This window comes from Paenibacillus sp. WLX1005 (genome assembly GCF_046603685.1).
In the GTDB taxonomy this organism is placed as follows: domain Bacteria; phylum Bacillota; class Bacilli; order Paenibacillales; family Paenibacillaceae; genus Saccharibacillus.
This window is the reverse complement of sequence record NZ_CP176756.1, coordinates 1-13,873: the sequence shown is the minus strand read 5'-3', so window position 1 is coordinate 13,873 and position 13,873 is coordinate 1. Positions and strand designations below refer to the sequence as shown.

The following is a 13,873-nucleotide window of genomic DNA, read 5'->3' as shown; positions in this document are numbered from 1 at the left end:
TCGTTACCGAATCCTGTTTACACAGTGTTCAGTAAGAACAGTTTTCTAAAACGCGATGTTTCGTTTCGGTATCCAGTTTTCAAGGATCAACTTGAAAGAGTGGTTGCTCTTTCAAAACTGACAACGAGTGAGTGTCGATCCACATGGGATCCGCGTCGATTACTCAACGACTTATATTTGAATGCTTCCGTTGCAGGAAGCGATTCTCCATAGAAAGGAGGTGATCCAGCCGCACCTTCCGATACGGCTACCTTGTTACGACTTCACCCCAATCATCTACCCCACCTTCGGCGGCTGGCTCCTTGCGGTTACCCCACCGACTTCGGGTGTTGCAAACTCTCGTGGTGTGACGGGCGGTGTGTACAAGACCCGGGAACGTATTCACCGCGGCATGCTGATCCGCGATTACTAGCAATTCCGACTTCATGCAGGCGAGTTGCAGCCTGCAATCCGAACTGAGACCGGCTTTTTAGGATTCGCTCCACCTCGCGGCTTCGCCTCCCGTTGTACCGGCCATTGTAGTACGTGTGTAGCCCAGGTCATAAGGGGCATGATGATTTGACGTCATCCCCACCTTCCTCCGGTTTGTCACCGGCAGTCTGCTTAGAGTGCCCATCATTACATGCTGGCAACTAAGCATAAGGGTTGCGCTCGTTGCGGGACTTAACCCAACATCTCACGACACGAGCTGACGACAACCATGCACCACCTGTCTGGAATGTTCCGAAGAAAAGGTACATCTCTGTACCGGTCATTCCGATGTCAAGACCTGGTAAGGTTCTTCGCGTTGCTTCGAATTAAACCACATACTCCACTGCTTGTGCGGGTCCCCGTCAATTCCTTTGAGTTTCAGTCTTGCGACCGTACTCCCCAGGCGGAATGCTTAATGTGTTAACTTCGGCACCAAGGGTATCGAAACCCCTAACACCTAGCATTCATCGTTTACGGCGTGGACTACCAGGGTATCTAATCCTGTTTGCTCCCCACGCTTTCGCGCCTCAGCGTCAGTTACAGCCCAGAGAGTCGCCTTCGCCACTGGTGTTCCTCCACATCTCTACGCATTTCACCGCTACACGTGGAATTCCACTCTCCTCTTCTGCACTCAAGTCACCCAGTTTCCGATGCGACCCGAAGTTGAGCTTCGGGATTAAACACCAGACTTACATGACCGCCTGCGCGCGCTTTACGCCCAATAATTCCGGACAACGCTTGCCCCCTACGTATTACCGCGGCTGCTGGCACGTAGTTAGCCGGGGCTTTCTTCTCAGGTACCGTCACTTCTCTAGCAGTTACTCTAGAAAACGTTCTTCCCTGGCAACAGAGCTTTACGATCCGAAAACCTTCATCACTCACGCGGCGTTGCTCCGTCAGGCTTTCGCCCATTGCGGAAGATTCCCTACTGCTGCCTCCCGTAGGAGTCTGGGCCGTGTCTCAGTCCCAGTGTGGCCGATCACCCTCTCAGGTCGGCTACGCATCGTCGCCTTGGTAAGCCGTTACCCCACCAACTAGCTAATGCGCCGCAGGCCCATCCTTCAGTGACAGATTGCTCCGTCTTTCGTTCGTCGTCCATGCGGACATCGAAAGTATCCGGTATTAGCTACCGTTTCCGGTAGTTATCCCAGGCTAAAGGGCAGGTTGCCTACGTGTTACTCACCCGTCCGCCGCTAAATCTCAAAGAAGCAAGCTTCTCATTGACTCCGCTCGACTTGCATGTATTAGGCACGCCGCCAGCGTTCGTCCTGAGCCAGGATCAAACTCTCCATAAAAGTGTTTGACTTGCTCAATTCTTGCTGGCGAGAACATTGCTGTTCTCTATAGTTTGAAGAACATACGTTCTTCACTCACTCGTTGCTCAGTTTTCAAAGATCAAGCTCTTTCGTGTGCCGCGATGTCTCTCGCAGCAACTCTTATATCTTATCACCTCGCTAGCTTGCTGTCAACAACTTTTTTTGAAGTTGTTTTTCTCAATGATGTAACTCATCATAGAAACGACAGATGCTTGCAAAATGCTTGTACAATAGACTATACCATGGATGGATTGGGCAAGTCAACACCTTTTTACCCATTTCTTTTTAACTAGCTTGCATCTTATATATTTGCCGTATAGTTGTCCATTCTGTTCAGATGGCATTCTGCTCTTCTAGATCATCAATAATAGAATAGCTATGAGAGTTATCATTTGTCTTTCTTTATAATAGATGTAATACATATTTAGAAGATAAAAGAGATTCGAGAACAGGTGCTGTAAGACTTTTGAATATAAAAAGCATTCCCAACAAACGGGAATGCTTTAGGAGTTTTAATATCTACCTTGGATCATATTGCTGTTAGATTCCAGCTCTTTCATTTACAATTTTCAAATGCAAAGCCTCTCGTGCGCCTTGTATAGAAGATTTTATAGAAATGGATACAGATACAAATAGAAGAATTGGCGTGTTTTATATAGTCTGTATACTCTTTTACGATGATCTTCATTATTGTATAGGATTGATTGTAAATCATCGATATTCCACCTAGTGCTGCAATACAGATTGAATGTGCAGTTTGCGGTTTTCGATTAGATTGTAGATTGTTTCATTGACTGCAACCATGGGACGAGTGGGATGATCTCGGTCGGAAAATACGATTTTGCCGATTGCTCCGTTACTAAGACGTACATTTGTACCATTATGGAACTGGGTGACTTTGCGGATAAAGGTGGTAACGACCGCAGGGTCCAGTTTGCCAAAGGATTCGCTTTCCAATTGTTCCAGTACAAGATAAGGAGATTGGGCTTTACGATAATTTTTGGATAGAGTCATGGCATGAAAAATATCCGCTACGGCTACGATACGAGCATAAACATGAATACGTGTATGATCCAAACGAAGAGGATAGCCCGATCCATCGACTTTCTCATGATGTTGAAGTGCTGCCAGTCTGACACCTTCATTAATACCGGTTACTTTTTTCAAGATTTCATATCCGTATAATGTATGACGACGCATCTCGTCGAGTTCGGATGGCTCAAGACGTGATGGTTTGTACAAAATATCGGGATCGACACGGATGTTACCGATATCATGGAATAGACCTGCAAGCGCGACCTGCATACCTTCATTCTCAGGGACACCCATCCATTTGGCGATTCGATAAGAGGTTAAGCTAGTCAACAATGCATTGTGATATATATACTCATCCTGCTTCATCTGTGCTGGATAAAAAGTCAGGATATTGTAGTGACGGGAATGTGAGATCAGCTGCTCTAGCCCGGTACGCAGTTTGTATACGGGAATATCCTGTGCCAATGCAGATTGAAAGCATTGTTTGATCATATGTACCATAGAGGTATACGATTGTTCAAATGACACACGTTCTGGACGCTTGATCGTCGTTGATTCCAAAATAAGGGGCGTATCTGTTGCTGCCGGTGGAGCGGGTCTCTCATTATCAATCGCTTCAATCAGAAACGCCTGCAAAACAGTCAAATCGCGTGGTAATAGCATTTTACCTTTTGGTAGTAGCAAATTACCTTTCTCGGTGAATACATCGTTATTCAGACGAGTACCAGGCTTTAATTCCGATACTGGAGTCAGGACCATACGGATAACCTCTTTTCATAAGGGATAGGTGATCATGTTCTATACAATGGGAGACGACAAAAACAGGAGTTTTCACATAAATAGACACTATACGTACATAGTGGAGACGGTTACATACGTTCAGAAAGAATGCAGGCATGATCAGAAAGAATCTGATACCGCTTCATCTTGATCAAATAAACAATTGTTGATTAGGACAGAGCTCTTAGTTATATAAAGATTGGAGTAGCTACAAAACGGACATCGGTGTATCAGCACATGATGTATGTAATCGAAAACCGCTTGTATTATTGATTGGAATATCACTATCTGGGATCAAAATGAGATACTAATACAATAGAAAAGCAGTATATAGAGGGGAATAGAGTAGGAAAGAATAAAGAAGATGATTGCAATAAAAATTACAATTAATTACATATAGGTACTATGACTTATAATTATGTACATATATTAGCATCTAAAGACCTATAATACAATCTATTTATTCAATTTATTAGTTATAAAGTAGGTTAATTACCATCCCATGCTTGATAGATCGATTGATTGGCGCTGTATAGGTGGGTTCGTTGGTATGTGATTGTGTATTGGATTGGTTATAGCATTATCATATACATGTAAAATAAAAGAGCATGAACCCTTCGCCTGTATTCAGGCTAAGGTTCATGCTCTTTTGATTATGAAAGTGGATAGTAAACTAGCTTTTACAGGTTCACGTATCCATTACTAATTATGATAATTGAGGCTTATAGATTGTTTATTTGCAGAATGTATTACTCTTCTGTTGCGTCGCCTTCGTCTGCTGCTAGAGCATCATCGGAAACTTCACTGTTGTCTACCATTGCGGATGCTTCCGTTGTTTTTGTTCCATCTGCATTGGTTTCTTCCAATTCATCTTCTTTTGGCTCTTCACTCTTCTCGGTAATACATACAGTTGCTACTGAATCTTCATCACGGATGTGAATCAGACGTACACCCTGCGTATTCCGACCCATCGTGGAGATCGTCTCGATGCCCATACGAATCAGTGTACCGCTGGTAGTGATGATCATCAGATCGTCATCCTCGCCAACGACTTTCAGACCGGACAGCTCACCATTTTTGTCAGTCACGTTCATCGTTTTGATCCCTTTACCGCCACGCGTTTGCAGACGATATTCTTCGCCTGGTGTGCGTTTACCATAGCCTTTGGCAGTAACGATCAATACTTTGAGGTCGTCCTGAATCAGATCCATACCGACCAGGCGGTCGCCTTCATCCAGAGTAATACCTTTGACCCCGGTAGCGCTACGTCCCATCGAACGAACATTATTCTCGTTAAAGCGAATGGACATGCCGTACGCTGTACCCATAATAATGTCCTGCTTGCCATCGGTCAGTTTGACCTGGATCAGTTCATCATCTTCACGCATATTGATGGCAATCAGACCACCCTTACGGATGTTCGTATAGTCATCCAGACGCGTTTTCTTCACGACACCTTGACGGGTGGCAAAGAACAGATACTGATCGCCTTCAAAGTCCTGAACCGGGATGACGGCATTGACCGATTCGCCCTGTTCGATCTGAATCAGGTTGATCACCGGTGTTCCGCGTGCAGTACGACCGAGTTCCGGAATCTCGTATGCTTTGATCCGGTATACTTTACCTTTGTCCGTAAAGAATAGCAGATGATGGTGAGAATTGGTTACGAACAGATGCTGGACAAAGTCCTGATCTTTCATATCCACACCCATCACTCCGCGTCCACCACGGCGCTGGCTACGATACGTCGTTACCGGAGAACGTTTGATATAACCGGTATGAGTGACGGTGACGACAACTTCTTCCTGCGGAATCAGATCCTCGTCAAGAATACTTTCTTCACCGACCGTAATCTCAGTACGACGCTCATCGCCAAACCGTTCCTTGAGCTCATTCAGCTCTTCACTGATGATCTCCAGTACGCGGTATTCATTCGCTAGAATATCGCGATATTCAGCAATCATACGCAGCAGTTCGTTATATTCATTCTCAATTTTATCGCGTTCCAGTCCAGTCAGACGTTGCAGACGCATATCCAGAATCGCTTGCGACTGTTCTTGACTGAGTGAGAAACGTTCAATCAAACCTTCTCGTGCCGCTTCACTTGTCTGGGACGCACGGATCAGGGCGATAACTTCGTCCAGGTTATCCAGTGCAACACGCAGACCTTCAAGAATATGCGCGCGAGCTTCTGCTTTTCTCAGTTCAAATTCAGTACGGCGACGAATCACTTCGATTTGATGCTGAATGTAATGATAAATCACTTCGCGCAGACCAAGCAGCTTCGGTTCGTTGTTCACGATCGCCAGCATATTCACACCAAATGTGGATTGCATCGCAGTATGCTTATACAGGTTATTGAGCACGACGCTTGGATTCACATCGCGACGCAACTCAACAACAATCCGCATCCCGTTACGATCAGACTCGTCACGCAGATCGGTAATGCCTTCGATCCGTTTTTCGCGAACAAGTTCAGCGATCTTCTCAACCAGACGCGCTTTGTTGACTTGATACGGAATCTCGTTGACGACGATCCGTGCTTTATTGTTATTTTCCTCGATGGTTGCCTTGGCTCTCATCGTAATAGAACCACGACCTGTCTGATAAGCCTGACGAATACCGGAACGACCCAGAATATAACCCGAAGTCGGGAAGTCTGGTCCATGGATATAATCCATCAGCTCCATAGACGTAATATCTGGATTCTCGATCATCGCCTGTACGCCATCAATCACTTCGCCGAGGTTATGAGGCGGAATATTCGTTGCCATACCGACCGCAATCCCCGAAACGCCGTTTACGAGCAGATTGGGATAACGAGCTGGCAGTACAACTGGTTCGCGCTCTTCCCCATCATAGTTGGGGATAAAATCGACGGTATCTTTGTTCAGATCGCGTAGCATTTCCAACGCCATCTTCGACATACGTGCCTCAGTATAACGCATCGCTGCCGCCATATCGCCGTCGACAGAACCGAAGTTACCGTGACCATCGACTAGCATATAACGCATGGAGAAATCCTGCGCCATCCTTACCATCGTTTCATATACGGCAGAGTCACCGTGTGGGTGATACTTACCGATTACTTCGCCGACGATTCTCGCCGATTTTTTGTAAGGTTTGTCCGGTGCCATGCCGAGTTCCGACATCGCAAATAAAATACGCCGATGTACAGGCTTCAAACCGTCGCGTACATCAGGCAAAGCCCGGCTGACGATAATACTCATCGCATAGTCCATAAAGGACTCGCGCATCTCTGTACCGATATCCCGGTCTTTGATCTGCGAAAACTTCTCTTCCGCCATGCTAAGCCTAGCCTCCTTATTGCAGCCTTCGTTTGCACAAATGGATGCTTGTTGACCTGGTCATGGAGACTTCTACACTCCAGCCGGTCTTTGTATAAAAATAAGTTTCCTGTCACCAGTATGGGGGTTAAAAGCACTCGCCTCAGGGGCGATCAAATGATGATGTTATGCCCGGTGCTACATCACTTTATTATACCATTTTTTTCGTGTAATGTCCTGTGTTTTCGCGCTATTTGCAGCACTTTTCCAATCAAAAATCACAAAATATTTATCGATACCTGACAAAGCGTTATAAAAAGCAAAAGGAGCATCTACCGTGTGGCAGATGCTCCTCTGTCATTTGTATAATTACGCTATTTTCTCGTTAGAAATCGAGATTTTTGACGTATTTGGCGTTTTCTTGGATAAAGTCGCGGCGCGGTTCTACATTGTCGCCCATCAGTGTATCAAAGATGGCGTCAGCAAGAATGGCGTCTTGAATGCTCACTTGCAGCATGGCGCGACTTTCGGGATCCATGGTCGTTTCCCACAGCTGGGAAGCGTTCATCTCACCCAGACCTTTATAGCGCTGAACGTTAAATTTGGCATTTTCGCCAAACCCAGCGATAATCTCGTCGCGTTCTCTTTCCGAGTTGGCGTATACTGCCGTTTTGTTACGCTCTACTTTGAACAATGGAGGCTGAGCGATATACACATAGCCTGCCTCGATAATCTGGCGCATATACCGATACAAGAAAGTCAGCAGCAGCGTACGAATATGCGCGCCGTCGACATCAGCATCGGTCATGATGATAACTTTGTGGTAACGCGCCTTGGACAGATCAAACTCGTCGCCAATACCAGTACCGAGCGCCGTAATAATCGCACGAATCTCAGCGTTGCCGAGGATCCGATCCAAACGTGCTTTTTCCACGTTCAGAATTTTACCACGCAGCGGCAAGATTGCCTGGAAATGACGATCGCGACCTTGTTTGGCTGAACCGCCGGCAGAGTCACCCTCAACGATATACAGTTCGCTGATGGATGCATCCTTGGACGAGCAGTCTGCCAGTTTACCTGGCAATGCGCTGACTTCCAGTATACTCTTACGGCGTGTCAATTCACGTGCCTTACGAGCCGCTTCACGCGCTCTGGATGCCTGAAGCGATTTGTCCAGTACGCGGCGTGCCACGGAAGGATTCTCGTTCAGGAATTCCTGCAACTTCTCAGAGAAGAGGGATTCTACAATACCGCGGACTTCACTGTTGCCAAGCTTGGTTTTGGTTTGACCTTCAAACTGCGGTTCAGGAATCTTCACAGAAATGATCGCCGTCAGACCTTCACGCACATCTTCACCGGTCAGATTGCCGTTGTTGTCCTTGAGCAATCCGTTACGGCGGGCATAATCATTAATGATCCGCGTCAGAGCACTCTTGAAGCCGGATTCGTGCGTACCGCCTTCATGCGTGTTGATGTTGTTGGCAAAGGAGTAAATGTTCTCCGTGTAGCCTTCGTTATATTGCAATGCAATCTCAATCTGAATCTGATCGCGCATACCTTCTACATAGATCGGTTGCTCGTTGATGACTTCCCGATTCTGGTTCAAATACTGCACATATTCGATAATACCGCCATCATAACGGAAACTGTTGGACACGCCAGTACGTTCATCAGTCAGACTCAGAGCAATACCTTTATTCAGAAAAGCCAGCTCACGAATCCGTCCTAATAACGTATCGTAATCGTATACGGTCGTTTCAGTAAAAATCTCCGCATCTGGACGAAATGTTACGGTTGTACCTGTGCCTTCGTCGTCATTCATCTCGCGAAGTACTTTGATATCTTCGACAGGCGCACCACGTCTGTATTCTTGCTGATGGACTTTGCCATCTGTTTTGACTACAACGCGCACATGTTCGGACAGTGCATTTACAACGGATACACCGACACCGTGCAAACCGCCGGATACTTTATATCCGCCGCCGCCAAATTTACCGCCGGCATGTAGTACGGTCATAACGACTTCAAGCGCGGAGCGCTGTGTTTTCGCTTCCACGCCTACCGGGATTCCGCGTCCATTATCGACAACGGTGATGCTGTTATCTTCGTGGATAGTTACTTCAATATGGTCACAGTATCCGGCTAACGCCTCGTCAATACTGTTATCTACAATTTCCCAGACCAGGTGATGCAGGCCTTTGGAGCTGGTCGATCCGATATACATACCCGGACGCTTACGAACGGCTTCCAAACCTTCAAGCACCTGAATCTGACTGGCATCATAAGCCGGTTGATTCGTCGACATGACATTTCACCTACTTCTGTATTTTAAGGCAACCATACGCAGCGGTTGCAGTTATGCATTCATCAAAAAGCTATTGGTACGCTTCTTCAGCGTGGCAGAGGAAATGGGAGAGTAATACACTTTGTTTTTGGTGACTACAATCGACTTTGGTTCTTCTTCGCCGATTGCTTCGACCTTTTTGTCTTCGTGAGCAAAGCTGACGAACTGCTTGGAGATTTTGGAAGACTTCTCAATCGATATATCAAAAATAGCTACAAGTTCGGAAAAACGGATAATTTTCTCGCCGCCCAGGTGAATATACATAAGAACGGGCCTCCCTTATTTCTCAATATGCCCCTGCTGGACATGGAAAATCTGGGCTTCCTTCAAACGTCCGGCATTGATACTCTCGATTCCGGTCGCTGTGATGAAAGTCTGCACTTTGTCCTGAAATGTCTCAATCAGCTGGGTTTGACGATAAGGGTCCAGTTCGGATAGAACGTCGTCCAGCAAAAGAATCGGATATTCTCCGATCTCTTCGTGAATCAATTCAATTTCAGCCAGTTTCAGCGATAAAGCGGTTGTGCGCTGCTGACCTTGCGATCCAAAAACAGCGGCTTCATTGCCGTTGATGTGAAAGGTCAAATCGTCCCGATGTGGACCTGCCAGAGTCGCGCCACGGCGATATTCCTGTTCTTTCACTTGTGATAATTTTATCATAAATTGCTCAAATAAGACAGCTTCATCTTCTTCTTCCGATTCGCCAAATGACGGGACGTATGATAGCAGTAGTTTCTCTTTGCCACCAGTTATCCCCATGTGGATATTTTCCGCCCAGCCTTGAAGCTTGTGGATAAATTGCTTGCGCTTTTTGACAATTCGTACACCATGTTCGACCAGTTGCTCATTCCAGATATCCAGCATCGTGCTGTCCTTACTGCCAGAGCTCCACGCTTGCTTCAGAAAATTGTTGCGCTGTACAAGCACTTTCTGATACTGCTGTAAGTGATGCAAATAGCTCGGCTGTACCTGTCCGATCTCCATATCCAGAAAACGGCGGCGAATGCCCGGCGAGCCTTTGACGATCTCCAGATCTTCTGGCGCGAACATAACCGCATTGATCGTACCGATAAAATCGCTCAGCTTGCGCTGCTCTAGCCCGTTAATCTTTGCCTTTTTCCCTCGTGCGGAAAAGTTGAGCTCCAGTTTGACCTTGCCATACTTTTTGTCCGCTTCGCAGGTGATCCGAGCGCTATCGGAATCAAAGGAGATCAATTCCTTGTCTTTGTTCGTCCGGTGTGACTTGGATAGCGCCAGCACAAACAGCGCTTCGATCAGATTCGTTTTGCCCTGTGCGTTCTGTCCGATAAACAGATTGACTGGTGCAAAGGAATCCAGCTGTAGATGCTCATAATTGCGATAATGTTGTAGGCTAACTTGGTTAATGAACATCAGTACGATCCTCCGGCTTATTGCTCACGTTGAACCTTGAATTTGCCCTCGCCTTGCACATCCACTTCATCTCCGGCATACAGCTTGCGACCGCGACGCTCTTCCGGCTCTCCGTTCACTTTGACCATCTGTTCTTGCAATAAGGCTTTGGCGCTTCCGCCTGTGGATACGCAATCCGCTAACTTCAAAAATTGATCCAGCTTAATATATTCCGTCGAAATCGAAATCATTTTCATAATAGGGATAAACCGTCCTTTCGGGATGACTAATTAATGGGGCCGCTCAGAAATGAATAGCCAGGTCTTTGCATCATACCATAGTCCAAGCATGCACTACTACGGTTATGGGCAAAGTACCCGGCTATTTTTCGTTATTTTGCCATAAGGCAGTAGATACAGAGCATGCCAAAGGCTGCCGCGAGGGCAGCCTGAAATGACGTGTCTTTGTGGAGTGGACATGCAAAGCAAATGGTTATACACATGTGCATAAGTTTTTGAGACGACGTTTCGCAAATGTATAAACCTGTTTATTTATGCATATTAGTTCGTTGTACGGTATGGCAGGATGATATATAGGCTACGGCTTTCATCCAGTGGCTTGATGATGATCGGACTCATAATGCCGGTAAATTGGATCGACAATTGCTCGCTTTCGATCACTTTCAGTACATCAAGCATATATTTGGAGTTGAACGAGATGCGCAGCGGCTCACCTTCAAAACGCGCAATATCCAGTTGCTCGGTAACACGACCGAGTTCGGAAGAACTGGAGGAAATTTCAACAGCGCCATTTTCCAGCGTTTGCATGCGTACGATGTTTGTTTTCTCTTCGCGGGACAACAGATAGGCACGATCAATAGAATCTGCCAGTTTTTTCGTATCCATCACCAGCTCTGTTTTGAAACTGGTCGGGATGATTTTGGATGTATCCGGATATGTGCCGTCCAGAATGCGGGAATAGAACAATACACGGTCGATTTTGAACAGTACTTGGTTGTCAGCAACGACGATGTCTAGCAGCTGATTTTGGTCCGGGATGATTTTGCTCAATTCATTTAGCGTTTTACCAGCGATAACTACGTTGCTAAAACGAACAGTCGTTTCGTCATTCAGATGAACGGTGCGGCTGGCGAGACGGTGACGATCGGTTGCGACAAATTTCAATTCGCCTTCTACGAGATTCCACAGGACACCAGTCAAGATCGGTGTTGTTTCCTGTGTGGAGATGGAAAATGCCGTTTGTTTGATCATATTTTTCAATAGATCACCAGGAACGGAAATTTGCTGATTTTCTTCGATGTTTGGTAGTACTGGGAATTCTTCGGGGTCCAGACCAACCAATTGGATGTCGGTAGCACCTGCACGGATAAATGTTTGAAATCCATCTTTGACTTCCATCTCGATTTCTTGGGATGGGAGTTTTTTGATAATTTCAACAAAGAATTTAGCTGGTAAAACAACACTGCCTGGGCGGTCGATCTGCACGATCGTCTTATCTGCATCTTCTGCCGGGATAAACGATTGGATCGAAATGTCTGTATCACTAGCAGTGAGGGTTACACCTGAATAACTCACATCAAACTTGATACCACTCAGGATGGGGATCGTTGTGCGACTGGAAATAGCTTTGGATACATGTTGTATCGATTCATTCAGATAGGTTTTCGAGATTTGGATCTTCATAGTTTCACTCCTAATCAGCATCATTCATGCTTTGCGATATCTTTTATACCGATGCACCGTGAGGTGCGTTTTAGCAAGAAGTATATATTTAAAATATAGTAGTAATCGTAGTAGGGGCGGTGAATATGTGGATAACCCACTTGAGCCCAGTCATGACGGCATAAAATTAAGCCTATCCACATGTGTATAAAGTGTGTATAGGCTTGTTGTTGTTCAGGATGGATTTTTGATCTTGTCCATCAGATTGTTGACTACCTTAAACAATTCCTGATCGGATTTGAGCGATTGGGTGATTTTCTCATGGGCGTGAATTACGGTTGTATGGTCACGTCCACCAAAAGCTTCTCCAATCTTCGGCAGAGAATAATCGGTCAGCTCGCGAGACAGATACATGGCGATTTGCCGTGGAAAGGCAACTGCTTTGGTCCGTTTACGCGCTTTGAAATCCTCCAGCTTGAGATTGTAATATTCGCCAACCCGCTGCTGAATGTCCTGAATGGTAATAATTTTGGGACGACTGGAAGGAATGATATCCTTCAGTGCTTCCGCTGCCAGATGCGAGGTCACATCTTGATTCGTCAGCGACGAATACGCGACTACTCGGATGAGAGCGCCTTCTAGCTCCCGGATGTTCGTATCGATCTGATTAGCGATATACATCATCGCTTCATTCGGAATATCGAGATTTTCGGCGCGGGCTTTTTTTCGTAAAATCGCAATCCGCGTCTCCAGATCTGGCGGCTGAATATCCGTAATCAAACCCCATTCAAACCGCGAACGTAGTCGTTCTTCCAGTGTTGGAATTTCCTTCGGCGGTCGATCACTGGAAATAATGATCTGCTTACTTTCCTCATGCAGTGCATTAAACGTGTGGAAAAATTCCTCTTGCGTCGATTCTTTACCCGCCAAAAATTGAATATCATCGATCAGCAAAATGTCGATGTTGCGGTACTTGTTGCGGAAGCTTTCCCCACGGTTGTCACGAATTGAGTTGATAAATTCGTTCGTGAATTTCTCCGAGGAAATGTACACTACTTTGCTGTTCGGATTGTGCTGCAAAATGTAGTGACCGATCGCATGCATCAAATGCGTTTTGCCAAGACCGACACCACCGTACAAAAACAGCGGATTGTATGCTTTGGCAGGCGCTTCGGCGACCGCAAGCGAGGCTGCATGGGCAAAACGGTTGCCCGCCCCGATGACGAATGTATCGAATGTATATTTGGGATTCAGCATGTTGGCGAGTGGTTCCTCTGCCTGCACGACTGCCGGTTGAACCGGTGCCTGCTGCGGGATGAGAGCTTCTTCCGGAACAGCTTCCTCAATGACAAATTTCACATCAACCTGTCTTCCCAAAAATTCAAAAACCGTAGAGCTGACCAGTTTGGTATACCGGCTTTCTAGCCATTCAACGGCGAAGGTGGTCGGTGCTGAGATAACGATTGAGTTTTCCGTAAATGTCAGCGCTTTGGTTGCCTTGAACCAGGTGTCAAAACTCGGCTTACTGAGCTTTGTCTGAATAATCGATAGTATTTGCTGCCATAATTCGGAGGTATGGCTGTCCAC

8 protein-coding genes and 1 rRNA gene are annotated in these 13,873 nt (G+C 46.2%); all 9 read right to left on the bottom strand.

Annotated features, from left to right (window positions below; all coding sequences use genetic code 11):
• Positions 1-213: 213 nt before the first annotated feature.
• Positions 214-1,766 (bottom strand): 16S ribosomal RNA (locus ACE3MZ_RS00045).
• Between the two features lie 747 nt (positions 1,767-2,513).
• A complete protein-coding gene (locus ACE3MZ_RS00040; protein ID WP_411344555.1) occupies positions 2,514-3,581 on the bottom strand; it encodes an HD-GYP domain-containing protein in 1,068 nt (355 codons plus the stop codon).
• A gap of 770 nt (positions 3,582-4,351) precedes the next feature.
• Positions 4,352-6,910, bottom strand: a complete 2,559-nt coding sequence (gyrA, locus tag ACE3MZ_RS00035) for a DNA gyrase subunit A (protein ID WP_411344554.1) — start codon at positions 6,908-6,910, stop codon at positions 4,352-4,354.
• Positions 6,911-7,274: 364 nt separating this feature from the next.
• The gene (gene gyrB, locus ACE3MZ_RS00030; protein ID WP_411344553.1) at positions 7,275-9,194 is read right to left on the bottom strand and encodes a DNA topoisomerase (ATP-hydrolyzing) subunit B; all 1,920 of its coding nucleotides are present in this window, start codon (positions 9,192-9,194) and stop codon (positions 7,275-7,277) included.
• Positions 9,195-9,245: 51 nt separating this feature from the next.
• Complete coding sequence (remB, locus tag ACE3MZ_RS00025; protein WP_322907167.1) at positions 9,246-9,497, bottom strand: extracellular matrix regulator RemB; 252 nt, start codon at positions 9,495-9,497, stop codon at positions 9,246-9,248.
• 15 nt (positions 9,498-9,512) lie between these two features.
• Positions 9,513-10,625 carry a DNA replication/repair protein RecF gene (gene recF / locus ACE3MZ_RS00020; protein WP_411344552.1) on the bottom strand — a complete coding sequence of 371 codons (1,113 nt, stop codon included), beginning with the start codon at positions 10,623-10,625 and terminating at the stop codon, positions 9,513-9,515.
• A gap of 17 nt (positions 10,626-10,642) precedes the next feature.
• Positions 10,643-10,861, bottom strand: coding sequence for a S4 domain-containing protein YaaA (gene yaaA, locus ACE3MZ_RS00015; protein WP_411344551.1), 219 nt, complete (start codon positions 10,859-10,861; stop codon positions 10,643-10,645).
• 303 nt (positions 10,862-11,164) lie between these two features.
• Positions 11,165-12,307 carry a DNA polymerase III subunit beta gene (gene dnaN / locus ACE3MZ_RS00010; RefSeq protein WP_411344550.1) on the bottom strand — a complete coding sequence of 381 codons (1,143 nt, stop codon included), beginning with the start codon at positions 12,305-12,307 and terminating at the stop codon, positions 11,165-11,167.
• Between the two features lie 213 nt (positions 12,308-12,520).
• Positions 12,521-13,873: a chromosomal replication initiator protein DnaA gene (gene dnaA / locus ACE3MZ_RS00005; protein WP_411344549.1), complete on the bottom strand. Its 1,353-nt coding sequence runs from the start codon at positions 13,871-13,873 to the stop codon at positions 12,521-12,523.

What these genes read in the sequence shown, in the direction of transcription:
- ACE3MZ_RS00040 (WP_411344555.1), bottom strand. Translation starts at nt 3,581, where the DNA reads ATGGTCCTGACTCCAGTATCGGAATTAAAGCCTGGTACTCGTCTGAAT.
- yaaA (WP_411344551.1), bottom strand. Translation starts at nt 10,861, where the DNA reads ATGAAAATGATTTCGATTTCGACGGAATATATTAAGCTGGATCAATTT.
- gyrB (WP_411344553.1), bottom strand. Translation starts at nt 9,194, where the DNA reads ATGTCGACGAATCAACCGGCTTATGATGCCAGTCAGATTCAGGTGCTT.
- recF (WP_411344552.1), bottom strand. Translation starts at nt 10,625, where the DNA reads ATGTTCATTAACCAAGTTAGCCTACAACATTATCGCAATTATGAGCAT.
- gyrA (WP_411344554.1), bottom strand. Translation starts at nt 6,910, where the DNA reads ATGGCGGAAGAGAAGTTTTCGCAGATCAAAGACCGGGATATCGGTACA.
- dnaN (WP_411344550.1), bottom strand. Translation starts at nt 12,307, where the DNA reads ATGAAGATCCAAATCTCGAAAACCTATCTGAATGAATCGATACAACAT.
- remB (WP_322907167.1), bottom strand. Translation starts at nt 9,497, where the DNA reads ATGTATATTCACCTGGGCGGCGAGAAAATTATCCGTTTTTCCGAACTT.